This is a genomic window from Burkholderia sp. MSMB0856, assembly GCF_001524645.2.
Taxonomy (GTDB): Bacteria; Pseudomonadota; Gammaproteobacteria; order Burkholderiales; family Burkholderiaceae; genus Burkholderia; species Burkholderia diffusa.
In genome coordinates this window covers 204,073-230,551 of sequence record NZ_CP013426.1, presented here as the reverse complement: position 1 = coordinate 230,551, position 26,479 = coordinate 204,073, and the positions used below count along the sequence as shown (strand labels likewise).

16 protein-coding genes and 2 pseudogenes are annotated in these 26,479 nt (G+C 60.7%); 3 read left to right on the top strand and 15 right to left on the bottom strand.

Translation table 11 applies throughout. The annotated features are described in order from the left end of the window. Window positions 1-100: 100 nt before the first annotated feature. A complete protein-coding gene (locus WS87_RS00935; protein ID WP_159085624.1) occupies window positions 101-3,316 on the bottom strand; it encodes a C2 family cysteine protease in 3,216 nt (1,071 codons plus the stop codon). 1,338 nt (window positions 3,317-4,654) lie between these two features. Here WS87_RS00935 and WS87_RS00930 point away from each other — a divergent pair. From WS87_RS00930 to WS87_RS33435, 3 genes are all read left to right on the top strand, one after another. Further along, window positions 4,655-6,637: a glycoside hydrolase family 28 protein gene (locus WS87_RS00930; RefSeq protein ID WP_107938071.1), complete on the top strand. Its 1,983-nt coding sequence runs from the start codon at window positions 4,655-4,657 to the stop codon at window positions 6,635-6,637. A 259-nt stretch (window positions 6,638-6,896) separates the two neighbouring features. Further along, window positions 6,897-7,349: a hypothetical protein gene (locus tag WS87_RS33440; protein ID WP_159085623.1), complete on the top strand. Its 453-nt coding sequence runs from the start codon at window positions 6,897-6,899 to the stop codon at window positions 7,347-7,349. Window positions 7,350-7,771: 422 nt separating this feature from the next. Beyond that, entirely contained in the window at window positions 7,772-8,461 is a 690-nt protein-coding gene (locus WS87_RS33435; RefSeq protein WP_159085622.1) for a hypothetical protein, read from the top strand. 367 nt (window positions 8,462-8,828) lie between these two features. Here the strand turns inward: WS87_RS33435 and WS87_RS00920 are convergent. From WS87_RS00920 to istB, 14 genes and pseudogenes are all read right to left on the bottom strand, one after another. Further along, window positions 8,829-9,968: pseudogene (locus WS87_RS00920) on the bottom strand (IS701 family transposase); the annotation flags it as partial. A gap of 275 nt (window positions 9,969-10,243) precedes the next feature. Next, the gene (locus WS87_RS00915) at window positions 10,244-11,818 is read right to left on the bottom strand and encodes a DUF3138 family protein (protein ID WP_107938069.1); all 1,575 of its coding nucleotides are present in this window, start codon (window positions 11,816-11,818) and stop codon (window positions 10,244-10,246) included. A gap of 100 nt (window positions 11,819-11,918) precedes the next feature. After that, complete coding sequence (locus WS87_RS00910; RefSeq protein ID WP_059819900.1) at window positions 11,919-12,758, bottom strand: ABC transporter permease subunit; 840 nt, start codon at window positions 12,756-12,758, stop codon at window positions 11,919-11,921. Then, window positions 12,755-13,741, bottom strand: coding sequence for an ABC transporter permease subunit (locus tag WS87_RS00905; RefSeq protein ID WP_059820002.1), 987 nt, complete (start codon window positions 13,739-13,741; stop codon window positions 12,755-12,757). The genes WS87_RS00910 and WS87_RS00905 overlap by 4 nt, the downstream gene beginning before the upstream one ends. 10 nt (window positions 13,742-13,751) lie before the next feature. Beyond that, window positions 13,752-14,906 (bottom strand): ABC transporter ATP-binding protein, encoded by a 1,155-nt coding sequence (locus tag WS87_RS00900; protein WP_059504576.1) that lies wholly within the window; start codon window positions 14,904-14,906, stop codon window positions 13,752-13,754. Window positions 14,907-15,096: 190 nt separating this feature from the next. Beyond that, entirely contained in the window at window positions 15,097-16,179 is a 1,083-nt protein-coding gene (locus WS87_RS00895; RefSeq protein ID WP_442861399.1) for a polyamine ABC transporter substrate-binding protein, read from the bottom strand. A 181-nt stretch (window positions 16,180-16,360) separates the two neighbouring features. Next, the gene (locus tag WS87_RS00890; protein WP_107938068.1) at window positions 16,361-17,743 is read right to left on the bottom strand and encodes an aspartate aminotransferase family protein; all 1,383 of its coding nucleotides are present in this window, start codon (window positions 17,741-17,743) and stop codon (window positions 16,361-16,363) included. 105 nt (window positions 17,744-17,848) lie between these two features. Beyond that, window positions 17,849-19,345: an aldehyde dehydrogenase gene (locus WS87_RS00885; protein ID WP_107938067.1), complete on the bottom strand. Its 1,497-nt coding sequence runs from the start codon at window positions 19,343-19,345 to the stop codon at window positions 17,849-17,851. Between the two features lie 1,296 nt (window positions 19,346-20,641). Continuing rightward, window positions 20,642-21,424: an amino acid ABC transporter ATP-binding protein gene (locus WS87_RS00875; protein ID WP_107938066.1), complete on the bottom strand. Its 783-nt coding sequence runs from the start codon at window positions 21,422-21,424 to the stop codon at window positions 20,642-20,644. Window positions 21,425-21,456: 32 nt separating this feature from the next. Next, window positions 21,457-22,425 (bottom strand): amino acid ABC transporter permease, encoded by a 969-nt coding sequence (locus WS87_RS00870; RefSeq protein ID WP_107938065.1) that lies wholly within the window; start codon window positions 22,423-22,425, stop codon window positions 21,457-21,459. A gap of 47 nt (window positions 22,426-22,472) precedes the next feature. Continuing rightward, entirely contained in the window at window positions 22,473-23,756 is a 1,284-nt protein-coding gene (locus WS87_RS00865; RefSeq protein WP_107938064.1) for an NAD(P)/FAD-dependent oxidoreductase, read from the bottom strand. A 91-nt stretch (window positions 23,757-23,847) separates the two neighbouring features. Then, the gene (locus WS87_RS00860) at window positions 23,848-24,687 is read right to left on the bottom strand and encodes a transporter substrate-binding domain-containing protein (protein ID WP_107938063.1); all 840 of its coding nucleotides are present in this window, start codon (window positions 24,685-24,687) and stop codon (window positions 23,848-23,850) included. Between the two features lie 422 nt (window positions 24,688-25,109). Next, a pseudogene (locus WS87_RS00855) lies at window positions 25,110-25,436 on the bottom strand (integrase core domain-containing protein); the annotation flags it as partial. A gap of 71 nt (window positions 25,437-25,507) precedes the next feature. Beyond that, on the bottom strand, window positions 25,508-26,374 hold the full coding sequence (gene istB / locus WS87_RS00850; RefSeq protein ID WP_107938061.1) for an IS21-like element ISBcen28 family helper ATPase IstB: 867 nt from the start codon (window positions 26,372-26,374) through the stop codon (window positions 25,508-25,510). Between the last annotated feature and the right edge of the window lie 105 nt (window positions 26,375-26,479).

Here is a 26,479-nt window from a genome sequence, read left to right as displayed (position 1 = left end):
CTCATGCACCCAGCAGTTCGCCTAGGCGCACGAGGAGCGGTGGTTTTAATCTTCAACGCTGACACGAACCCCGATTTCTACCGGGGCCCGCCCGCTTAAGTTACGCGTGAGCGCTTGCAACCAACATCGGCACGGGTTGAGTTGGCGGGGGGGACATGCTGGCGGCACTTAACGTGCCCGCGGCGGGTACGTCTAGGGTGGCCATAGCCTGGACCAACGGCGCAGACGAGTACTGCGGAGCGACGGCGTCGGACGGGGCACTGTTCGTGGCCCAGATGAATCCGCTGCTGGAGCCGGAGCCGGTCGATCCGGCCCACAGTTGGTCCATGGTTAACTGGAACTCGCCGTTCCAATTCGCTCCGCCTGCCGCGCCCCAGGGGTTTTGCAGCGTAAATTCCCCGGTTGCCGCGTCGTAGCCGGTAACCGCGAATTGATGGTTAGAAACCAGGTCTGTCTTGCCATTGCCGGCATCCGTGGTGTTCTGATAGCTACCGTACATAACCTCCTCATTATTGTTAAGCGCATTGATGACGCTGCTCTCAATCGACGTGTCCCATGTCTGTTCGTTGGTCTTAGCGCACGACTCCCAAGCAGTATGCTTGCCCGTGATCGCAGCCAAAGCTTCATTCCAGCCACCATTGATCGACGCGTAGGCGTTCGCCTTGCCGTTTTCCTCAACTGTATATTCGACAAAGGCCTTCTCGAGCAGAGGAACCCAGCTGTCGGCAAGCGTGGATGTGGCGACGCCGCTCGCCGGCAACGAATCGTTGACGGTCACATAGACAGGATTGTCATTGGCGTCATAGAAACGGACTCCATAGGTACCGTTGCCATTGTTGGTGAACATTGACTCGAGTATGCCTGGGTCGTCCTTAGCCGTCGTGATCAGGGTCGACATCACCCAGCAATCGCCGACGCCTCCCTGACGCACTTCGGATGACTGCGGGCCGCTCACGGTAAAGAGGGGGGCATTGTCAGATTGATAGCTCGAGGTATTGTTGATTTCCATCGTCGGCAGATCCGTGCCCAGCAGCCATTTGCCCATCAGATCGGTGAACTGGGTGTTCGGGCTGCCGACAGCCAGGTTGCCGAGCATTGTGCTGCTGGTCGCGCCGCCGGTCCAGGTCGCGTTGGCGCTATTGCCGTTCACCATATTGTCGAGCACCTGGAATAAGTAGGAATTGGTGCCATCGGCGCCGCCGTATGCCTGAGCCAGCGTTTGCAGATCGGTCATCTGGGCTTGGCTGAGTCCCGCATCGCCGATAGTGGCATCGACGCCGTTCAGCACAGCAACGAGCCCGTTGTAGCTAAGCAGTGAATCTCCCGCATTGATGACGGCCTGAACCTGGTCAAGAATCCCGGCACTGCTGAGATTGTTGAGCAGCGTGGCAACGGTTGAACTTGCATTCTGCACGGCTGCCTGCTGGCTGCTCGAGAGCGCGGCGAATTGCTGGGAACTCAGATCGGAGCCGACATTTTCGAGGCTGTTGTTGCTCAGGCTGGTGACTGCGGCCACACTGAGCGACTGGATATTCGTCCCCATTGCTGCGAGCTGCGATGCACTCAGGACGTCGGCCTGATCCGGCGACAATGCAGCGATCTGCTGCGGACTCAACATAGCGATCTGGGAGGGAGTGAGGTTGCTAAGTTGCGCACCGGACATCTGCTGAATGGTCGAAACCGGAAGTGCGGCGATCACCAAACCATTCAGATCGCCGATGTTGCTGCCCAGCGCTGTGATTTGCGCTGTGCTCAGGGCGCCTCCGGCTGCGGCACTGAGTGCGGCGACCTGCGCCGGAAGCAGTGCCGTGATTTGCGCAGTAGTCATCGACGCGACCTGGGTTCCAGTGAGCGCGCCGATCTGGCCGGCCGAAAGTGCGCCGAGCTGTTTGGTGTTGAGCGCGGCGATGTCGGCGTTGCTGATTGCCGCAATCTGCGTAGTCGTCAGTGCGCCGATTTGCGAGTTGGTAAGTGCAGCTACCTGAGCGGTACTCAGTGCGGCGATATGAGTGGCGTCGAGTCCGGAGAGGTTCGATTGTGCGATTTGCGCAATGCCGGTTGGTGGGATGGCGGCGAAGACGTCTGGAGACAGGGCGTTGAGCCACGCCGAATTCATCCAGGCCCAGGTGGTGCTGATTGCCTGCACCTGGGCGGCCGACAGGCCGGATGCTCCGGCTGGACTCAGCCACCCAGGATCCACCATCGCGGCGATTTGCGCGGTTGTCATGGCTGCAACGTGCGCTGCATCGAGGCTGCCAATTTGCGTTCCGAGTTTCGCGATGCCCGCTGGCGGAATGGCGGCAAAGGCACTGGGGGAAAGCGTGTTGTACCAGGTAGCAGTGAGGCCGTTCCAGTTGACATTGGGACTCAGCGCGGCGATCTGGCTAGCCGTAAGCGAACCAATCTGGGAGGCGGTCATGAAGTAAAGCTGAGTCGTGGTCAGCGCGCCAAGCTGTGCGGTGCTCATTGCCTCGAGCTGCGCGGTCGTCAGCGCACCGATTTCCTGCGTGGTCATTGCCGCTATCTGAGTGGTAGTCAATGCGGCGAAGTGAGCGGCATCGAGCCCCACGATGTTGGAGCTCTGCAACTGGGCGATGGCAGCCGCTGGAATGGCGGCGAAGACGGTTGTTGGAAGCGCATCGAGCCAAGCGGAACTCATCCAGTACCAAGTGACGCTGATCGCTTGTACTTGTGCGCCCGACAGGCAAGCCACGGCGGCCACGCTCAGCGCCTGGGGCGACTGCATCGCGGCGATCTGGGCGGTCGTCATCTCGGCGACAGACGCAGCGCCGAGCGCCGCGGTTTGTCCCGAACTCAGTGCGCCGATCTGTGAAGTGCTCAATGCCGATACCTGAGCCGTGCTCAGTACACCAATCTGCGTCGCCGACAGCCCTTTGATCTGTGCGGTGCTCAACGCAGACATCTGATCAGTGGTCAGCGAGGCGATCTCCGCATTCGTCAATGCTCCAATCTGGGATGCCGTGAGAGCGGCAAACTGAGACGATGTGAGCGCGGCGAAGTGAGCGGCATCGAGTCCCGCGAGGTTCGATTCCTGCAATTTGGCGATTCCGGATACTGGAATCGCGGCGAAGGCATTGAGGGAAAGCGCATCGAGCCAGGCGGAACTCATCCAGTACCAGCTAGTACTGATCAAGGGAATCTGCGCTGCGGAAAAGCCAGCGACTGCCGCTGGGGATAGCCAACTCGCGTGTGCAAGATTTGCAACCTGTGAGTCGGTGAGTGATGCGATGTCGTCGGCTGTCGCGCTTTGATACTGCGCTTGAGTCCACGTCGACGTGTCTGCGGGCAATGTCATGACAATCTCCTCGCTTGGCCTCGAAACGTTTCTAGGCGGCCGATGGGCCGCAGCTACATCTAAGCCAAATTGTGGCAAATTGGTTCTCACCAATTCTGAACATCGAGCAACTCCTTTTTGACACTTCCATGACTTTGGAGAAGAGTACGTTCCGATTGCCAATCGACCGTCACCGGGGATGTTCATCCTGATACCAGATTGCACTTTGCAAGTCTCCGTCAATCGGAATCATTCGCCCGGAAATGGATCAGCCGCCGCAGCAGCCCAGAGAGACGGTGAGCGCTACGGCGCTTCGCAAGATCGCGTCGACGCGTCCGCCAAATCGCCTAACTCCCCAGTTGCATGACTATGGACGTCCCGGTTAGCTTCAGATGAAGCACCGCTTGGACCGGCCAGTCTTTCGCTGAAATCTGCGATGCATAGTTTATGGCAACCTAGAAGATCAGTATGAGCAACAAGCGGTACATGGATTAGTTCAAGACCGAGGCGGTCAAGCAGGTGACTTTGCGCGGTCATACCGTTGGATTTCCACGGCGACAGCCGGGGGAGGGCGAACGGCACTTGGCGTCGCTCGGAAGAATCCCTGTGCCTGTCCGACCGTATCTTGAGCATGCTCTCCGCGTATCGCGTCGACCGTGCGTTGGCTAAGCTGGTGCGGACCAGCACGTGTGCGACGTAGAAGCAGCCGTGCGGCTTCGGCTTCAATCAGTCGGGCGCCTATCCGCTTGCGGTCGAGGAGTTGTGGCCCGCTCTTGCCGTCCACTGGACCGGCCGCCGCATGGGCCTTCTCGACGAGATCGGAAATACCCGGTCGGAAACGCCGGAACGACTGGAGATCGTGGCGTACGGCGGGGCAAACTAACGACGAGTCGTTCGACAAGCGGAACGACGGTTCCCTTCTCCATCCCGACGTGCACGATGCCCGATCAGTTTGGCTGCCAACGGGTGGGTCGTTGTGCTGCCAGATCTGCAGGTAATGTTGCCGGTACACGGCGGATGGCGGGGTACCGACGGCATCATCTTATCGGTTGTCTTATGATCGAGGGACAAATCTGGCTTGCCGTGCCTGCGCAGCGAGCTTGGCTAGTTTCTTTTTGTCACTGATACGAAAATGCTCTAGATGTGTGAGAAATGGGCCGAAAAAATGGTTCAACTTATATCGAGCGCAGCCGATTTACCCGGGAATGTCCCGAGTGTCGTTCTCGTGACGCGACCTTATAGTCGGGTTCATTGTCGTACGACATCCTATTAGTCGGCCTCGGTAATCAGCCGGATCTCTACCAGACAGCAATAGAGGAGGGACGTCCCTTGTTTCGGAGACATGATGTGCATCAATTGATGGGGATCAGCGATGAGCGATTTGGTGTTTCGCGGAGAACGTTCCTGGGATTCGGCGGTGTACTCGCCTGTAGCGTGTTGCTTGGCGGTTGTGGCGGCGAGGAGACGTCGGGTAACGCGTTGTCGGATGGCACGTTGCCGCCAGTCGGGACGGACGATCCTGTCTGGGGTGCGAGCGGTGCGGCCACGGCGATTGTCACTGCGCTCCAGCACGTTGCTCAGTCCGCGTTTCCGCCCGTTGATTTTCCGGTGACAGCATATGGCGCACAGTCCTGCACGGTCGTCACACAGGCGAGTCCATATACGGATGCGGCAAAATCCCCGGTTAGCACCGGGGCGGAACGGACCGTGGCCGCACCCGCATTCGATTCGCGCGCCGCGTTCCTTGCGGCGATCGCCGCGTGCCATACTGCCGGCGGTGGCAGAGTCGTGGTGCCGGCAGGCGCCTGGTATTGCGCGGGCCCTATCGTGCTGCAGGACAACGTGAACTTCCACCTGAGCTCGAACTGCACGATCTACTTCAGTCCCAATCCGGCCGATTATGCAAAAGATGGCCCCGTTGTATGCGGCGCTAACGGCAATCTCTACTACAGCCGCTGGCAATCGAACGATTGTCTGAATTTCGGCTCGCCGGTCTATGCGCGCAACGCGACGAACGTTGCGCTAACGGGCGAGGGCGACACATCAGTATTGAACGGACAAGCGATGACGCCGTTCGCCGGCGCCGGTAACACGAGCGTCTGCTGGTGGACGTACAAGGGAACGAACGGCGCGTATGGGTGCGTCAACGCATCGACGCCGTCGCAAGCATATACGAATCCGGACAACATCGATCTGAAACTCGCCGTGCCCGGCATGTCCGACGCGCTGTACGCGAAGCTCACGAATCCGGCGACTCCTTGGCCGCAGGACCAGAATTACTTGCCCGCCCTGTCGGAAGCAGGTGTCGCGGTCGAAGCTCGAATCTTCGGGCTCGGCCACTACCTGCGGCCGTGTATGGTCGAATTCATCGGCTGCACGAATGTGCTGATGGAAAACTATCGTACCGAGAACACGCCGTTCTGGCAGCATCATCCGACCAACTGCAAGAACGTTGTGATCCGCGGCGTGACAGTCGACAGCATCGGCCCGAACAACGACGGATTCGATCCGGACGCGTGCGACATGGTGCTGTGCGAGAACGTGACGTTCAACACCGGTGACGATTGCATCGCGATCAAGTCCGGCAAGGATCTCGACACTGAATACGGCCCCGCACAGAACCATGTGATCCAGAACTGCACGATGAACAGCGGGCACGGCGGCATTACGCTCGGCAGCGAAATGGGCGGTGGCGTGCAGAATATTTATGCGCGAAACCTGACGATGTTGAACGCGTTCTGGGCGACCAACCCGCTCAACATCGCGATTCGCGTGAAGACCAACATGAATCGCGGCGGTTACGTCAAGAATTTCTATGTCGACGGCGTCACGCTGCCGCACGGCGTGAGCCTCTCGGGCGGCGGCTATGGCAGCAGCATGCTCGCCGGCAGCCCGATCAACGCGACGGTGCCGCTCGGCGTGGCCACGGCGAGCGCGGCGAATCCGTCTGCATCGCAAGGCGGCCTCATCACGTTCGACTGCGACTATCAGCCGTCGAAGGATGCGATCCGCACGCGGCCGGCACTCGTGCAGAACGTCAATATCTCGAACGTGAAGGTCACGAACGTCACGGTCGGCAGCGTGACGGGCTCGTGCTTCCAGGCGATCGTTGCACAAGGCCCGGTTGCGTTCGACTATAACGGCCCGTTGCCCGTCCCTGCGATTCCGCCCATTTCCGGCGTGACGATTTCCGAATGCGACTTCGGTACGCCGACTGCGGTCGGGCCGGCGAGCGCGACGATACCGGGGCCGATCTATGCCTATAACGTGCACGATATCGTGCTGAAAAACGTCACGATCGCAGGCAAACTCTACAACACGACGGTTTCCGACGTGCGTTGACGACAGCTCGCCGACGCTGCTCTAACTACGGCAATATCGGATGCTATTCAGCTTGCAAAGAGGAGCGAAGGTGGGGAGGCGTAAGGCTGGCGACGTGCATTGCGTCGCCGGACTACTGCCTCTGAAGGCATGCGCTCAGGAACGCATCACTCGCATTGCACGAGTGCCTTCACCTGGTCGCGATGGATGCTGAACTCTTCGATTGCGCCATTGAAGAGGTAGTGTTGGCGGAGCGCTTGGCTACAATATTCAAGGTGCGATGACGGCCGCGCAAAACGAGACGCTGAATAATTGGGCGGCGCATGTTGGGTTGGCCGGCAGCGTGCACATTCCGGGGACGGGAGCAAACTACGCTTTTGGTTTTGGTGTGTTGGTGGACAGTAACGGCAATGTCGGCCTTTACAAAAATACGCCATCGACGGTACTTCCAGGGGTAAGCACAGGAGGAGCCGGATCAGTTGGAGTTAGCGTTGGCATCTATCCTGCTGCTTCGACGATCCTAGACTATGCTGGCCCCTTCAACAATATTTCAGTCGGTGCCGGAGACGGAGGTTACGTAGGCGCGGATATATTCCAAAATACATCGAAGTCCCCACTCAATCCCGCTTCCTATGGAGTGGGCTTTACGCTTGGTCTCGGTGTTGGTGCAGGTGGATCAGCTACTCAAGCGAACAAAAAAGTATGTACCGTTCAGTCGGGGAAGTTGATCTGAAAATGAACATGTCGCTAGACCGCAGACGAAAAATTGCCGCTGTCTTGACTATTGACCTATGGACAATAGTTGCGATTGCGACCTGCGTGGGGCTGTATTTCTCGAATCGCCTCATTCAAGCGCCATTGACGCCAAATTCGGTTTCATGGCATTTCATTCCGTTTAATAATCATGGGAAGACGGTCTATATAACGCAGTTCGACGATCAAATGACGACTTGGGGGCCATCGCTTGCGGTTGTGCTATGCGGGCTAGGATGGTGGATAAAAAAATTCAAGAAAGGTAAGGGCGATGCAGGATAGGTTTGCACCGGTTCTTGCCCGGACAGCAAGCGACGAGACAGTGTGTCGGATCATGATCGTTTAAGGATTGACTAATCATCAGGATTTTCCAACCAACTGAAAAAATGGAGAACTGCCAACATGAATCTAAAAACTCTTTCAGCAGTCTTGTGTCTTGCTGCATTGGCTGGATGTGCGACGACGCCACCGATTTCCCTGACGATGCAGGAGCAGCATGAGCTTGGAAATGTCACGGGAAGATTGTTCATCCCTCAGAACAGTTTGATGGTGACGGTGACGCCGACGAATCCGGGGGCTACAGGACTTCTTGGGGCGCTGATTACAGCGGGTATTGATGCTGCGCGGCGCTCCTCGGCAGAAAAAACTGCTTCCCCAATTCTTGAAAAACTGCGTGACTACGATTTCCGTGCGGTAATGAAACAGGCAACCAACGATGCGGTTTCGACGCTTCATGATATCAAGTTTAGTGCTTTGGATGTCGATGCCGTCGATTCGGACTCGCAGAGGAGGATAGTCTTCGACAATTCGTCGGCAAGCGCCATTTTGTTTGTGGACGTAGGTTACCAACTGCAATCGGGAAACCTCTATATTTCTGCTCGCGCCACCATGTATCCGAAATCTGAAAACTTGCTGCAGTTCAGAAAGAAGCCCGATGAGACGAATCCACTGGCCGCCGGAAACGCAATATATCGAAAGACGTTTAACTTCAGTAAATTTAATGTTGCCGAAGTCGATATTAAAGGCGATCTGACGGAAGGCGCAAATAGCATCGCGTCACAACTGGCGGCCGATCTGAACCATCCTTTGTAAGGTGTTGCTGAAACGGCTGGTAAGCATCAGAAACACACACAGATCCGTCCGCGTGCCGGGTTTGTCGCTTGTCGTGCCGGCGAGCGTGACGGAGCTGTTCCGATTTGTTTTCTTCATCGTCAGCCGCGTGCCGGCGTTCGTCCGCTAGAAAATCCTCCCCGCCACCGCGCGGCGCACGTCTTCGTCTCGGTGCAACCTTGGCACGAGTTACCTTCTGCTCCTGAGTCATGGTGGACTCCTTGCTGTTCGCGGCGCGCATTGCCGCTACGGGCTACGCCCTCTGCGCCAATGCGCTCCAGCATGAAAAACCAACCACTGTCAGATTTAGTCTTACTGTGTCAATAAATCAGCATTGGAAGCTGAACAGGTGGTGGAATCCACGCCAGCCACGTCCTTCGAAGTGTCCCAGGCCGAATTCCTGCTTGAGATCCTGATAGTCCTGCTCGATACGCCAGCGCATCTTGGCGACGTGAACCAGACGTTCGAGTGTCGTGTCTAGGGGCAGTGTCGAAAGCCAATATTTGAGCGGCTCCGGATCACCTTCGGGCCATTCGATCAGCAGCCATTCCTCATCGCGCAGTGTGGAACGCCAGTAATCGCGGTGTGAAGCACGCACACGCACGGCGACAAAGCGCGAACTGAGTGCGGTACACGTACCTTCACGCCATATCACCGTGCGATAGTGCGAGGCATCGAGCATCAAGGCCAGATCTTTGACGCCGATCGGCTCATGCCCAGGCGCGCGCCATAATAAGCTGCGTGGCCGGCCCGACTTCCCCGCGGAGGGCACGGGCGGCAGAGGAGCCGTACCCGGCGCCCATACGCGTGTGTTCGAGCGAATGCCTACTGCATACTGCAATCCGAGCTCGCTGACGGCCTCGCGAAACGAGGTGTCGTCTCCATACCCAGCATCGGTCAGAACGACACCGTCGGGCGCGCCGCTTTGCCGAGCTTCGCGCAACTGTCCGGCCGCAATCTCCGGTTTGGTTGCAAACTCAATTTGCTCGGGCACGCCGGCTTTCTGTCGTCGCTCGGGATCGTCGCTCCATTCACGCGGCAGATACAGCCGATACGACACCGGCAAGCTTGCCTCTGCCGTCGCCACCGACAGGCTCACCGCCATCTGGCAGTTGTCCTGCTTGCCCAGTTGACCGCAGTATTGCCGCGCCACGCCGACCGAATGCTTGCCCTTCTTGGGAAAACCCGTGTCGTCAATGATCCAGTACAACCCGCCAGCCGGGTCCATGTGCGGCAGCACCCAGCGCCGCACTTGCTCAAGCAGCGCCTCATCGGACCATTCCGACTTCGCCACGAAATGATGCAGCGACTGGTGCCGCGCGCCCACATGCTCCGGCTCCAGATGTGCCGCCAGCGGCTCGACGCTCTTGCGCCGAATTGGCAACATCAGCCCTTGGCAATAGCCCCTCAATCCTGATTCTCGGTCGTTATGCCCAAGCGCTTCACACAAATGTGCCAGATACGCCTCGAATGACGTCTCAAAGTCCATCATTGCTCACGCCATGGACGAAGAAGTGCCTATAGTGGCATGAATTTATTGACACAGTAGGACTAGCAGTTACGCAATATTTAGGGGGCATGACAGGACGGGCTCGCGTAGCCATCCATGTTCGCGGGGCGCAATCCATCGGATTTATCGCCGAGTACGTCCTATGACGAGCGGGCCCGGTCTCGTCACGGAGCCGCGCCGCGCGCATGGGGCGAGCGAGCTTCCAACCGCCCGACTGGCTTTGTCGGGCTGTCGCACACTGCACGTATGGCGTTTTAGAACGAATAAATGAGCTGCGTCGCGAGCAGGTCGTTGGACTTGCCGTACGAGCCGTCGTTGCGCAGGAACACCTTGTTGTTCGCCCAGTCGTGCCGGTATTCGACCTTCACGGTGATCTGCTGGGTCGGATAGAACAGCAGGTCGAGCGCGACGTCCTGGCGAACCGCGCCCTTGCACTCGAAGCCCAGGCCGCCGCCGGCCTGCGACATCGCCAGGCAGTCCGCATCGACGCCGAAGCCGTTGTTCGGATCCATCCCGTTGCCGTTCAGTGCAATGCCGCCGCCGCCGCCGCCGTTCTTCGTGTTGGCGAGCAGGTCGTAGCGCAGCGTCACGCCCATGCGGCCGACCACCGGCGCGTTGAACTTGCGGTGCGCGAGCAGCGACAGACCGTACCACTGCGCGAGCCCGCCGTTGAACGCCGCATGCTGCTGCCGGCCGTAGTCGACTTCGGCGTTGTACTGAACGTCGGCGAGCGTGTAGGTCGCGTCGAGTTCGCCGAAGAAGAACGAACCATAGGCGCTCGGTGCCGCGCCGCCCGGGCCGTAGTGGACGACGCCGTTCGCATCGACCGCGCTCGCCAGCGTCTGCCGCCCGATGTTGAACGACCCGCCGATATCGAGCGCGCTCGACCACGTGTAGTCCGCGCGTGCCGTGAAGGTCGGCACCTTGTTGCTGGTGCTGATCGGATCGCCGAGCGCATTGGTGCCCGTCTGCGTGACCGAACCGTACGTGCGGTACTGCTCGTTGCCGAGGAAGAACTTCCACGCCCAGTTGCCCTTCGTGTAGTTCGCGCCGACGCCGACGTAGCTGCCCGGATCCGAGAAATCGTACAGCAGGTTGTGCGTGAGCGTGAGCATCTGGTTCGACTGCTGCACCTCGTAGCCGCCGAAGCTCGGGATCAAACCGGCGACGAGCGTCGTCGACGCGGTGATCGGCACGTTGACGACCGCCGTGTTCAGCAGGTTGTCGGTGATCGAGCCGCGCGAGTTCTGCAGCAGCGTGATGCCGTTGCCGCGGTTCGGCATCAGCGTGATCTCCGCCGACGGCGCCATCGGGCCGACGCCGAAGGTCTTCTTGATGTCGAGGTAGAGATCGCCGAACGTGCTGTTGAAGTAGTTGTACGCGTTCTCGTGGTTCGCGAACAGGAACGACGACGTGCCGGCCGCGCGGTTGTAGATGTAGGTCGGGTCGATGTAGCCGGTGACCGACAGGCCCGCGAGCGGCCCGGTGTTGGCCGCGTCTGTCAGCGAGTCGACCTTCAGCTGCTGGTTCGCGATCTGCTGCTTCATTTCGCTGACTTCGTCGTTGGTCAGCGTGGCCTGGGCACGGCCGTAGTCCGGCGAGGACGGATCGGCGGCCACCATTGCCGGCTTGGCGGAGGCCGTCGCGCCGGCCTGCGCGACAGATGCGCCGCCCGGCTTCGCGGCGAGCTGCGCCTGCATGGCCTTCATCTGTTTCTGCAGCGCGGCGACCTGCGCCTGCAGTGCCTTGATTTCGGCGGAGGTCGAGTCGGCCAGCGCGATGCCCGGCAACGCGCCGGCCACCAGCAGGCAGATCAGTTTCTTCTTCATTGCGGATTCTCCTTGTCGTGGGCCTGTCAATGTGTGATCGGTTCGCGCGCCGCATCGTGCGGCGCGCGGGTCTTGTTATCGATGGAAAGGAAGAGGGAAGTCAGGCCGCCGCGAACGCCGCCTTCAAGTCGGCCACCCGGCGCCGTTCGCGCGCGATCATCATCTGGTTCACGACGATCACGCCGATCGTCACCGCCGTGATGAACAGCGTCGCCAGCGCGTTCATCTCCGGGTTCAGCCCGAGCCGCACGCGCGAGAACACCACCAGCGGCAGCGTCGTCGAGCCCGGCCCCGACAGGAACGCCGACAGCACCAGATCGTCGATCGACAGCGTGAACGACAGCAGCCAGCCCGACAGCAGCGCCTGCGAGATCAGCGGCAGCGTCACCACGAAGAACACCTTCAGCGGCGTCGCGCCCAGATCGAGCGCGGCTTCCTCCAGCGACTTGTTCATCTCCTTGACGCGCGACTGCACGATGATCGCCACGTACGACACGCACAGCATCACGTGGCCGATCCAGATCGTCACCATCCCGCGACCCTTCGGCCAGCCGAACATCTGCTCCAGCGCCACGAACAGCAGCAGCAGCGAGATCCCCTGGATCACCTCCGGAATCACCAGCGGCGCGTTGATCATCCCCGTGTACAGCGTGAAGCCCTTGAAGCGGCCGAAGCGCGCGAGCACGAAGCCCGCCCACGTGCCGATCGCGACCGACGCGGTGGCCGTCAACAGGCCGATCTTCAGCGACAGCCACGCGGCCGTGAGCAGCTCGTCGTCCTGCCACAGCGCCGCGTACCACTTCAGCGAGAAGCCCGACCACACCGTCACCAGCTTCGACTCGTTGAACGAGTACACGACCAGGCTGATGATCGGGATGTACAGGAACAGGAAGCCGAAGGCGAGAACGCCCGTCGACAGCGGTTTGCTCGGCTTGATCATTTCGCTTCCTCCAGTTCCTTGACCTGGTAGTACTGGAACAGCGCCATCGGCACCAGCAACAGCAGCACCATCGCGACCGTCACCGCGGACGCCATCGGCCAGTCCATGTTGTTGAAGAACTCGTCCCACATCACGCGGCCGATCATCAGCGTGTCGGCGCCGCCGAGCAGTTCCGGAATCACGTACTCGCCGACCGCCGGAATGAACACCAGCAGGCTGCCGGCGATGATCCCGTTCTTCGACAGCGGCAGCGTGATGCGCGTGAACGCGACCCACGGCTTGGCGCCCAGGTCGTACGCGGCCTCGAGCAGCGTGAGATCCATCTTCACGAGGTGCGCGTACAGCGGCATCACCATGAACGGCAGGTACGAATAGACCATCCCGATGTAGACGCCCGCGTCGCTGTGGTAGAGGCGCAGCGGCGTGTGGATGATGCCCAGTGCGATCAGCGTGTGGTTCAGGAGACCGTCATCCTTCAGGATGCCGATCCATGCGTACACGCGAATCAGGAACGACGTCCAGAACGGCAGCATCACGGCCATCATCAGCACGTTGCGCCGGCCCGGTTCCGATCGCGCGATGTAGTACGCCATCGGGTAACCGATCAGCAGACACAGCACCGTCGACACGGCGGCCATCTTCAGCGAGCTGAGGTAGGTCGCGATGTACAGGTCGTCCTGCAGCAGGAACGCGTAGTGCGACAGCTGCAGTGCGAAGTGCACGACGCCGTCCTTGATCTCGACCAGCGACGTGTACGGCGGGATGCCCATCACCTGGTCGGCGAAGCTGATCTTGAACACCAGCACGAACGGCAGCGCGAAGAAGATCGTGAGCCACAGGAACGGCACGCCGATCGCGATGCCGCGGCCCGACGGCAGGAAGCGCGACAGCGCGGCGAAGCGGCTGCGGCGTTTGGCGGCATGTGTGGCAGCGGTGGCGCCGGTCTGGACCGGCGCGGACGGCGTGGAGGCGGAAGTTCTCATCATGTCGCCCTCACTGCGTCAGCACGACGCCGCTGGCCGGCGACCACGACACGAACACGTCGTCGTTCCACGCCGGCGCGCTGTCGTGCATCAGGTGCGAGCTCGACAGGTTCGACACGACCGTCTTGCCGCTCGGCAGACGCACGTGATACAGCGAGTACGCACCCATGTACGCGATGTCGGTCACCACACCGCGCGCCCAGTTGTGATGCGAGCCGGGTTTTTCGCGGGACACGTGCACGCGTTCCGGACGCACCGAGATGCCGACCGGCATGCCGAGCGGGCCCGTCACGCCGTGGCTCACGTACATGCGTGCCTCGAGGTCGTCGCTCTCGACGAAGATGTGATCGGGTTCGTCCTCGACCACGCGCCCTTCGAACAGGTTCGTCGAGCCGATGAACTCGGCCGAGAAGCGGCTGTTCGGGTATTCGTACACTTCGCCCGGCGTGCCGATCTGCACGATCTTGCCTTCGCTCATCACCGCGAGGCGGCTCGCCATCGTCATCGCTTCTTCCTGGTCGTGCGTGACCATCACGCAGGTCACGTCGACCTTCTCGATGATGTTCACGAGTTCGAGCTGGGTCTTCTGGCGGATCTTCTTGTCGAGCGCGGACATCGGCTCGTCGAGCAGCAGCAGCTTCGGGCGCTTCACCAGCGAGCGGGCGAGCGCGACGCGCTGCTGTTGGCCGCCCGACAGTTGATGCGGCTTGCGCTTCGCGTACTTGCTCATCTGCACGAGCGCGAGCGCGTCGGCCACGCGTTCCTTGATTTCGTTCTTCGGCGTGCCTTCCTGCTTCAGTCCGAACGCGACGTTCGACTCGACCGACATGTGCGGAAACAGCGCGTACGACTGGAACATCATGTTCACCGGCCGGCGGTACGGCGGCAGCGACGCGAGGTCCTCGCCGTCGACGAAGATCTTGCCGGAGGTGGCCGTTTCCAGCCCGGCGAGCATGCGCAGGAGCGTCGACTTGCCGCAGCCCGAGCTGCCGAGCAGTGCGAACAATTCGTTCTTCGCGATCGTCAGGTTGACGTTGTCGACGGCCGTGCTGTCGCCGAACTTCTTCACGACGTTTTCGATGCGCACGAAGGCGTCGTTCTTGGTACGGGCCGTGGCGGCCGGTTGGGTCTGGCGTGCGGCAGCGGAAGAGGGTATCGATTGCATGGGAGTCACCATTCGTTCTTCACGGATTGCGGGCGTGAGCGTCCCCGCGCGAGGCGCGCAACGCGACTCGCGGACAACGGCTCATGCCGGATGGAACAGTGCGCGCGGTGCGCGCGGGCGAACGGAGGTCCGCGTAACTCGCGGCGGGCAGGCGTTCAGCCGCTGCCTGCGCCGCCGCGATGGATTGCGATCAGCGGCCCGTCTTCAGCTGCGCCCACAGACGACCTTCGAGGCGCAGAATGTCGGCGGGAAGCGGCTTCAGCAAGGTCATGCGTTTCAGGACGCCTTCCGGCGGGTAAACGCTTGCATCGTTGGCGACCGATGTGGTGACGAATGGCCGTGCTGCCTTGTTTGGCGTCGGATAGAACACTTCGTTGGTGATTCCGGCGTTGACCTTCGGATCCTCGATGTAGTTGATCCAGGCGAGTGCCGCTTGAGGATGCGGCGCGTCCTTCGGGATCACCATGCTGTCGAACCAAATCAGTCCACCTTCCTTGGCGTTCGAAAACCGGATCTCGTACGATCGCTTGGCATCGAGCGCTCGGCGACGCGCAATGCCGACGTCGCCCGACCACCCGAATGTCACACAGATGTCGTTGTTGGCAAGATCGTTGATGTAGCCCGACGAGTTGAACTGGGTGACGTACGGCCTGACTTTCTTGAGGACCTCAAATGCAGCCTGGTAGTCACCGGGATTCTTGCTGTTTGGATCCCGGCCCATGTACTGCAGCGTGGCCGCGAACACGTCGACGGCCTGGTCGAGGAACGACACGCCGCAGCTTTTCAGCTTTTCCATGTTGGCCGGGTCGAACACCAGCGCCCAGCTGTCGACCGGTGCCTTGTCGCCGAGCGCCTTCTTCACCGCCTGCACGTTATACCCGATGCCATCGGTGCCATACGCGTAAGGCGCGGCGTATTGGTTACCCGGGTCGGCCTGCGCAATGATCTGCATAAGTCCCGGGTCGAGATGCGCGAGGTTAGGAAGCTTCGATTTGTCGAGCTTCTGATACACGCCGGCCTGGATCTGCTTGGCCATGTAGTTCGACGTGGGCACGACAATGTCGTAGCCCGAGCTGCCCGCCAGCAGTTTCGCCTGAAGCGTGTCGTCGCTGTCGTAATTGTCGTATTTGACTTTGATCCCGGCCTGCTTCTCGAAATCGGGAACGGTGTTTTTACCGATGTAATCGGACCAGTTGTAAACATTCAGCTCAGTATCGTTTGCGAAGCCCGACGTTGGAGCGATACATACCGACGTGATCGAGGCAACGGCGATGGTGGTGCGAATGGACACGCGAAAACGGATGCTTTGCACGGCATGGACCTCACGAATGGACGATCCAACGCCGACATGCACGTGCTGACACGTGCTGTCGTTCGGCGTTTGAGCTCGTCGGACCGGAACGGAAAATGAAAGGAGTTGTCTCGGGAGTCGAACAAGTCGCTGTTTGACGTGACTAGCACGCCATGGTGCGCATGGTTTCATCGACCGCCTTGCGCATCGTGCCAACCAGTTCGTCGATTTGCGCATGATCGATCACGAGCGGCGGCGCCACGATCAGCCGACCGTTCGTCGAACGCACGATCGCGCCGAGCTCGAAACCGACCGTCCGGCTGTGCCATGTCAGGTCGGCCTCGTTCGAGAAGCGCTCGCGCGTGGCCTTGTTCTTCGCGAACTGGATCGCGCCGACCGCACCGGTGCCCTGGATCTCACCGACGAGCGGGTGACCGTCGAACGCGTCGCGCAATGCCTTCTGCAGGTACGGGCCGGTGTCCGTCTTAGTCCGCTCGACGAGGCCCTCGCGCTGGAGCACATCGAGATTAGCGAGCGCGACGGCGGCCGCGACAGGGTGGCCCGAATAGGTCAACCCATGCGCGTAGACGCCGCCTTTTTCGACCAGCGCATCGCCTACGCGGTGGCTCATGATCAGCCCGCCCATCGGCACGTAACCCGACGTCAGCCCCTTGGCGATGCAGATCAGGTCCGGCTCGAAGCCGAAATGGCGATGCGCGAACCATTCGCCGGTGCGGCCGAAGCCGCCGATCACTTCGTCCGCACACAGCAGCACGTCGTATTGCCGGCAGATGCGCTCGATCTCCTGCCAGTAGCCGTCCGGCGGGAAAATCATGCCGCCGGCGCCCTGGAATGGCTCCGCGATGAAGGCGGCGACCCGCTCGGCACCGATCTCCAGAATCTTGCGTTCGAGCGACAGCGCCGCCTGCTTGCCGAATGCCTCCGGGCTGAGGTCGCCGCCGTTCGCATACCAGTACGGCTCGTCGACGTGCGTGATGTTCGGGATTGGTAAGTCGCCCATCTCGTGCATGAACGCCATGCCGCCAAGCGACGCACTGCCGACCGTCGACCCGTGATAACCGTTCATGCGGCCGATCAGCACCTTTTTCCGGGGCTTGCCCATCACGTCCCAGAAGCGCCGCACTGTGCGAATCAAGACTTCATTCGATTCGGATCCCGAATTGGTATAGACGACATGACTGAAGCGATTCCCCAGCAGCGCGAACAGCCGCTCGGACAGCTCGATTACCGACGGGTGCGTCGTATGGAAGAACATGTTGTAGTACGACAGTTCCTTCATCTGGCGCACCGCGGCGTCGATCAGTTCCGGCCGGCCGTAGCCGACGTTGGTACACCACAGGCCCGACATCCCGTCAAGATAGCGGTTGCCGTCGTTGTCCCACAGATAAACGCCTTCACCGCGCACCATCACGCGCGCGCCTTCCTGATTCAACGCTTTCTGGTCGACGAACGCATGCAGGTGATGCGCGGCGTCGCTGCGTTGATAGTCCTGCGTCGTGCGGTGCAGAAAGTTGGCCGCATTCATAGGCAAGTCTCCGGTTCGTTTTGTCGATCAAAGGAAAGGGCTGCCGGCGCAGCGAAGCTTCATCTACCCGGCAGCGATATGTACGGTGCGGTTCGCCGCGCCGGATCAGTAACTGATCCAGGTCGTCTTGAGGCCCGTGTACTTGTTGATCGCGTGCAGCGACAGATCGCGCCCGAAACCCGACTGGCGGAACCCGCCGAACGGCGTCTGCGCGCTCAGCGCGTCGACGGTATTGACGGACACGGTGCCCGCACGCAGACGGTCCGACACGCGATGCGCCCGCGACAGGCTGCCGGTCCACACCGACGCGGCAAGACCGTAGATCGAATCGTTCGCGAGACGGACGGCCTCGTCCTCGGTGTCGAACGACATCACCGATAGGACGGGGCCGAAGATCTCGTCGCGCGCGATCGGAGCGTCGTGCTTCACGTCGATGAAGATCGTCGGCTCGACGAAGTAGCCTTTGCCATCGATGCGCGGCGCGCCCCCGCCGACCGCGAGTGTCGCGCTCTTGCGTCCGCGTTCGATCCAGTCGCACACGCGCCGATGCTGGTGTTCGTCGACGATCGCGCCCATGCCGCTCGCCGGATCGAGCGGATCGCCCGGCATGAATGCGGCGGCATGCGCAATCAGCCGGTCGACGAACGCATCGTGAATCGCGCGTTGAACCAGTAGCCGCGAGTTCGCGGAGCACACTTCGCCCTGGTTGAAGAAGATGCCGAAGCAGGCCTTGCGGGCCGCGAGATCGAGATCGTCCGTGTCGTCGAACACGAGGTTCGGGCTCTTGCCGCCGCATTCGAGCCATACCTGCTTCATGTTCGACTGCGCCGCGTATTCGAGGAATTTCTTGCCGACGGCCGTCGATCCCGTGAACGCAAGCACGTCGACGTCGGGGTGCAGGCCGAGCGCACGCCCGGCGGTCTCGCCATAGCCCGGCACGACGTTGAGGATGCCGGGCGGCAGTCCGGCCTCGAGCGCCAACTCGGCGAAACGCAGCGCGGAGAGCGGCGATTGTTCGGCGGGCTTCAGCACGACGCTGTTCCCGGCCGCGAGCGCCGGCGCCACCTTCCACGCGACCATGTCGAGTGGGAAATTCCACGGCACGACGGCACCGACCACGCCGAGCGGCTCGCGAGTGACGATCGCGAGATTGCCGGGGTCGGTCGACGCGACTTCACCGTTCAGCTTGTCGACGGCTTCGCCGTACCAGCTGAACAGGGCGCCGGCGGCCGGCACATCGATGCTGATTGCATCTGCGACGCGCTTACCCATGTTGAGCGAATCGAGCAACGCAAGCTCCGCGCCGTGCGATGTGACGAGTTCGCCGAGTCGACACAGCACGCGCTTGCGTTCGGCAGGCGCGCAACGCGACCACACGCCCGATTCGAATGCGGCGCGCGCGGCATGCACCGCGTCATCTATATCGGCTGCGTCACAAGACGCGACGTCTGCAATGGCGACTTCCGTGGCCGGATTGATCGCGGGGAAGGTCCCGCCGGAGCGAGCATTGACATAGCGGCCGTTGATCCATGCCTGTGTTCTCGGCTTGATGCCGCTGGCAAGGCTTTGCCACTCTGCGTGGCTGGGGCAAGTGGAAGACATGTCGGTCGATGGGAATGCGATTGAGTGATTGAACGTTTCCGGATGTCCTGCGCTACGCGAGCGCCGGCCGGCCCAGAAGCAGCATCTTCCAGTGCGGCGGTGTGGAATACGCCGGAAGCCGGATATGGATGCGCTCTCGGTGACATCGTGATCAATCTATCAAGCCAAATTGACTCGGAAAGTATTGTTTTTAGATCCAGTGGTAAGCTTTTTCCTATGGAGGTCCGAAATATTCATGCCGCCTGTTCGTACTCCTCCATCGATCATGCTGCAGTGCACTAACGCGCAAACACGTAGTTCTACAGCTTGGCCGACGCTGCCTGCCGCTAGATGATTGAGATCGGTGCCGGTGCCGGTGCCTTGACGATCCTGTCGCCAGAATGGACCGGGAAAGGTTAGTACGACGGCGACCACGGCCATCTGATCGAAATGGGCGTCGATCCGGCGCGGTTGTGCCCCGCCGGCAAGTGCGCGACATGCTTGCGGTCAATATCGAGCGTGACAAGATTGCCGGCGTGCCGCAACGCCATCCTCAACGTCGCCCTGAAAGGACAAACCCTCGGCGTGCACGAATTTACGCATCTGGAACCGTGCGCCGGGGCGGTACGTCAGCGGCGTCAGGCATGCCGATATCTGGAACCCTGAGCATCGGCGACTCGGCATCGGTATCGTACGTGAAGGCGATGGCGGTGCTTCTTGCGCGCTTCTCGCTCGATTCAGTCCGGTTCGAGTCGCCGGCCGACACCATGGGTGCCAATCGCGTCAAGGCATGGCATCGGCGCCAATGCGCAGGGAGAGGGCGCGTCCGATTACGAATGCCGACCGAAAAATCTTCGTCGTCGAATTGCTGCCCGACATCGGCAAGGCTTCGCGGAATTCGCTCCTAGGGTCGAACGTATAAACGGAATACCGCCGCAGTCGCCCCAGCGGCGTGGCCTACCTGCACCTTGCCGCTGCGCAATGGCGTAACGGCGAGGAATATCAGATACGTCTCGCCGAGCACTGTCATGGCGACGAAGATCTGCGGCAGTGTCACCATCACGGCGCCGACGCCTAACGCCGCGACCGCCACAACAACACCTTGCGTAGCAGATTACCGCCGCGGTTTCCATAGCGGGCCGAATTGCGGATTACCAGCAGAACGTTCGGTCCCGACGAAATGGTGGTGGCAGATAGGCGGCAGCGAAAAGCAACCAGATATGAAAGGACATGGCAAGCACAGCAGTCCGTTGAGAATGGGCTCCGACAGACCGGACATGATGCCATGGAACAAATCGATGCGGCCATCGCCGAGCGCTAATTGTTACGCACCACCTGACACAAAAACTGTTTCAGGCGCGCGCTTTGCGGGTGATCGAAAACTTCCCGCGGCGTGCCGGTTTCGATGATTTCGCCTCGGTCCATGAATACGACGCGGTCCGCGACCTGGCGTGCGAAGCCCATTTCGTGCGTCACGCAGATCATCGTCATGCCCGAGTGGGCGAGGCCAATCATGGTTTCGAGGACTTCTTTGATCATCTCGGGATCGAGCGCCGACGTGGGTTCGTCGAACAGCATGATCTCAGGTTCCATGCACAGCGCACGCGCAATCGCTACGCGCTGCTGCTGGCCGCCCGACAGTTGCGTCGGATACTTGTGCGCCTGCTCGGGAATGCGCACGCGTTCGATATAGTGCATCGCGAGCGTCCGCGCGTCGGCCTTGCTCATGCCGCGCACATGCGTCGATGCGAGCATACAGTTTTCCATCACGGTCAGATGCGGAAACAGATTGAACGACTGAAACACCATGCCGACCTTGCGGCGAATCGCGTGCAAGGTACGCACGTCATCGGTGATTTCGACGTCGCCGACGAGGATGCGCCCCCGCTGATGCCGCTCAAGGCGATTAATACAGCGGATCAGCGTCGACTTGCCCGAGCCCGACGGCCCAAGCACTACGACGCGCTCGCCCGGAGCAACATTCAGGCTCACATCGCGCAACACATGGATCGAACCGTACCATTTGTTGACGCGCTCCAGCTTAACGGCCTGCGGGGCTGGCGTGCACATCGGGTGCGCAGTGCTCACTGTGGCTTCCATCGTACTGTTTCCTCGAGTGTCGGCGAGTGTCGTCATCGTGCGGACTTCCTGAAGCGGCGCTCAATGCGCGATTGGATCACTTCGAGCACCATCGACAGGAGCCAGTAGATCACCGACGCGCTGATCAACATCTCCATGTGGCGGAATTCGCGCTGGCCTTCGGTGGTCGCGACATAGGTCAGCTCCCAGACGCCGACGACCGACACAAGCGAGCTATCCTTCAGCATCGCAATGAACTGGTTGCCGGTCGGTGGAATGATCACGCGCAATGCCTGCGGCAGAATCACGAGCCGCATCATCATGCTATGGCTCAGACCCAGCGCGCGCGCCGCGTCCCACTGTCCTTTGGGGATGCTTTCGATTCCGGCGCGAAAGATTTCTGTCATGTACGCGCCGTAGCAAAGTGACAAGGCAGCCACGCCAGCCGGAATCGGATTCACGATATAGCCAAGCTGCGGTAAGCCGAGATATAGAATGAAGATCTGCATCAGCAATGGCAGGCCGCGAAACAGCGACGTATAAAACGACGCGATGCCGATAGCGATACCGTTCGACGATAGCTTCGCCAATGCACCGATCAGTGCGAGCAAGAACGCGAGGACGATCGAAATCGCCGAGATATAGAGCGTCGTGGTCGCGCCTTGCAGTATCAGATAACCGATCTTGCGCTCGATGAATTCGGCGCTCAAATTAAACGTCGAAAAGAACAGCACGACCAGCATCGCGAGTTCGCCCCACACTACGGTGATCTGCCAACGCAGCGACAGTCGCAGTAGCAGATAGACATTGGCGCCCAGCGCCGCAATCGCGACAGCGCCGCCCAACAGCATTTGCGACAATGTCGCGCTGATGCCGAGCGTGGGCACGCCTTGCCTGATGCCGGTGATCCAGGCCGGCGCGTGCTGCACCTCGAGGTATCCACCGATCAGCAACGCACCGAGCAGGACGAGTACCGGGCCCGGATTGCGTTTCTCGACACCCTCTGCATCTTCTGCAAACATGTGTTTCTCCATAGATCCGCGCCGCTCGCGTCGAACGACAGGCGGTCTTAAGTCGCGCGCTCGCGCATGAAATCCATCAACTGGTAATACCAGTAGGTAAGTTGAACGGCCGCCGTACCCATCGGTCCGCCGTTCCATTCGAGACCGAACGGCGCGAACAGACGATAGCGGTCGACTTCGTTCGTGATGCCTTGGGCAATCAGCCGACCACCGACCGCCGTCGTGTTCATGCCGTGGCCCCCGAAACCCATGCAGTACCAGACGCCCGTATGTAACCGACCGATCAGTGGCATCAGATGCCTTGCATACGACATGCGGCCGGACCACGCGAGCGCAACCTTTAGTTCGGAAAGTTGCGGATAGGTATCGACCATACGCCGGCGCAGCAACTCGGCGAGCCGGTCCGGCTCTGACTTGCGCGTCGTGATCATGCCACCCCACAGAATGCGCTCACCGTCGGCAACGAGACGGTAATAGTCGCTTGCGCGGCGGCTGTCCCCTACCGACGCGCGCGTGCGAATCGCACTCGCGATCAAATCCGGTGCCGGTTCGGTGACGAGCATGTAGGTCGAGATCGGTAAATAACTGCGCGCGAGTTGCGGCACCACATTGCCCGTGTAGCCGCCGCACGTAAACACCACATCGCGCGCCGTCACCGTGCCGTGTGCGGTCCTCAACCGCTTCACCGCGGACGAGCCAGCGAGCGACAAGACTTCTGAGTCCTCGAATACCTGTCCGCCCAGCCGCTCGACTTCGGCAATCAGACCACGTGCGTAGTTCAATGGATGGAAATGGAAGCCGCGCTCGTTATAGAGCGCATGACGGTACTTATCCGATACGAGCCACTCGCGAATCTCGTTGTGCGTCTTGAACGTGACGTCGTACTGAAACTCGTTGGCAAGCCACGCCTGCTGTGCCTGCATATCGGCGGTGTTCTCGTGACGCGAGACGCGCAGAACGCCATGCACGGCCTGCGCTTCTTCGATGCCGAGTTGACGAATGTTGTCCGATACGATGTCGACACCCTCGATTGACATCCGGTAGATTGATTTTGCGTCTTCTAGGCCGACCCTTTGCGCAATCCGTTCGAAGCTCGTCGAATAGCCTGGACTGACCACGCCGCCGTTGCGGCCCGACGCGCCCCACGACACGCGCTGCGCTTCGAGGAGAATCACCGAGCGGCCACGGCGCAGCAATTCGAGCGCCGTCGTGATGCCGGCCATGCCGGCGCCGACCACACATACATCGGCTTGCAGCGAGCCGCTCAGCGCCGGGCGGGATTCGACCGTGCGCATCGTGCGCGTGTAATATGTATCGAGGTAGGAAGCCATCTCGTGATGGTTGAAGTCTTGTTCGTGGCTATGAGTGATGGCCGCGCGGCTGACGCGAAGACGGCATGGACCGCCGCGCACGGATCAATGCTTACTTTGTGTAGTCGTTGCCGAACCATTTCATGCTAAGCTTGGTCAGCGTGCCGTCCCGCTTCATCTGCGCCACGATGTCGCCGATCTTCTTGTCCCACTCGGCGTCACCCTTGTCGGCGACGATCGCGAGCGGCTCGCGAAATGCGAAGTCGCCCGGGATGATCTTCACCGGATAGCCGTTCTTGATCGCGTTAAGCGCGGTCTGCACCGGTGTCACGATGCCATCGACGCGCTTGCCGTCTCCAAGACGCAGATCGTCGTACGGCAGCATCGAATCCGCGTACGTCTTGATCTCCTTCGGCGGCTGCGTCATGTACTGGAACGGCGGCACCTCGGGGCCTGCGATATTGAGGTGATTGCGTACATAGTCTTCCGATGTGGTGCCCGCTTCGACACCGATCACCTTACCGTTCAGATCAGCACGCGTCTTCGCCTTCGAGTCCTTGTTTACGACGAACACGTATGGGCTGTAGTAATAGACCGCTGGGAAATCGAGCAATTCGGCGCGCGATTTGGTCGGCGTGACGGAAAGCACTGACAGATCCCAACGGCCATGCCAGTGGCCGCCGGTCATCAGGCTGAATTGCGGCGTATCGAATGTGACTTTCGCGCCGAGGCGACGCCCGATTTCTTTCGCGACGTCGATATCGAAGCCGTCGAATTCGTGCTTGTCGTTGAGAAACGCTTGTGGCGGCCACTTACCGCTCGTCGCGACCGTCATCGTGCCGTTCTTCATGACGCGATCCAACGTGGCACCCGCGTGAGCGCTAAAGGCGCTCAAAGCCACGCCGGCGCCGAGTGTGAAGCCGAGCAGGCGGTTCAGGATGGACTTAGCCATGGTGCGTGTCTCCGATGTTTGTTTTTGCGTGGTTCTTGCCTTCGTTTTTCGCGTACCAGGCGTCTTCGAACTTCTCCGGGCCCGGTCCACGTTGGGGCGATCTTATGTCATCGCAGAATCCTCGGCCATTGATAATTCGGCACCAAGTAATTCCGGAAGCGCATCAAGTAGAGCCCGAATATCCGTGCAATTGCTCCGCCGCACCGGACAAACACGGCACGTGCTACCTCTCTTCGACGCACGTAAGCAAGTTTCCGACTGACAACCAGGGAGGTCGATAACGGAGGCGGAGAGGATCACATGCGCGATGTTGTGCGCGACCACGCTCGCCGCGATGTGCGGGTCGCCAGACACGTTGCCGCAGGCGCCAGGCCTGCAACCGCTCGATTGCACGTCGAGCAGACCGTGACCTGCCCCCGGTTTTAGTCCGAACTACAGTTAGAGTCCGAGGTTAAAAACTGCTGCTTCGCGTCGTGCGCCCGGGCGAACTGCGCAGGCGTCAGATAGCCGAGCGAACTATGAGGCCGCTCGGTGTTGTACTCGATACGCCATTCCTCAATCAGCCGCTTGGCGTGGCGCATTGAGACGAACCAGTGCTCGTTCAGGCATTCGTCGCGGAAGCGACCGTTGAAGCTCTCGATATAGGCATTCTCCACCGGCTTGCCAGGCCTGATGAACGACAGCGTGACACCGGCTTCGTAGGCCCATGCATCCAGCACCTTACCAGCGAACTCCGGCCCGTTGTCGACCGTGTGTCAACGTCGGACGTAATTTCCCCAGAAGTGTCGAAGTAAAATTCCCCACCCTGTTCGGACGGTGATCAGCCGGCGATGTGATCGGATGAGCTCCTTCGAGGACGGCCCGGGCGCCGACGAACCGGTTCGGAGGGCACGGGATTCAGAGAGGACGGTCGGTTGCGCAGATGGTCGGGCAGCAGATCAGCGTGTTCTCGCAGGCGGTACGATGTGCCTTCGATCTGCACGACGATCGCGTGGTGCAGCAGCCGGTCGAGCAACGCCGCGGCCACCACGCTATCGCCGAACACGTCGCCCCACTCACCGAAGCTGCGATTGGACGTCAGGATGATCGCGCAGCGCTTGTAGCAGGCGTTGACGAGCTGGAAGAACAGGTTGCCACCGTTGGAGCCGATGGGTAGGTAGCCGATCTCGTCGACGATGAGCAGGCTGTTACGGGCAAGGAAGCGCACGCGCTGCGCCAGGTTGCCTTCGCGTTCGGCCTTGGCCATCGAGTTCACGATCTCGGCCAGCGAGCCGAAGTAGACGCTCTTGCCCGCGCGTACGGCTTCCACGCCCAGCGCAATGGACAGGTGCGATTTGCCCGTGCCGGGCGGCCCCAGGAAGTGAACGGTCTGCCGTCGTTCGATGAACTCGAGTTGCGCAAGCGTCATGATGCGATCGCGATCCAGGCTCGGCTGGAAGCTGAAGTCGTAGCCGGCCAGCGTCTTGATCGTGCCGAGCCGCGCGGTTTGCAGCGCCATCCGGATGCGGCGTGTTTCGCGCGTCGTGAACTCCTCGCCCAGCAACGTTTCCAGCACTTCGAGCAGCGAGCTGTCGCCTTGCTCGAAGCGGTTCAGGGTGGCATCCAGCGTTTCGAGCGCGCGCGGCATGCGCAGGCCGACGAGATAGCGCCGGATGCGCTCCAGTGTCGAGGCAGGCATGCTGTTCATGCGGTCCTCCCGGCGTTCGCGAGGCGTCTGGCGACCTGGTCATAGAACGACAGGGGCCGGCGAGCGACGCTCGCCGTCCCCGATGGCATGGGGTGCCGTGCCGGC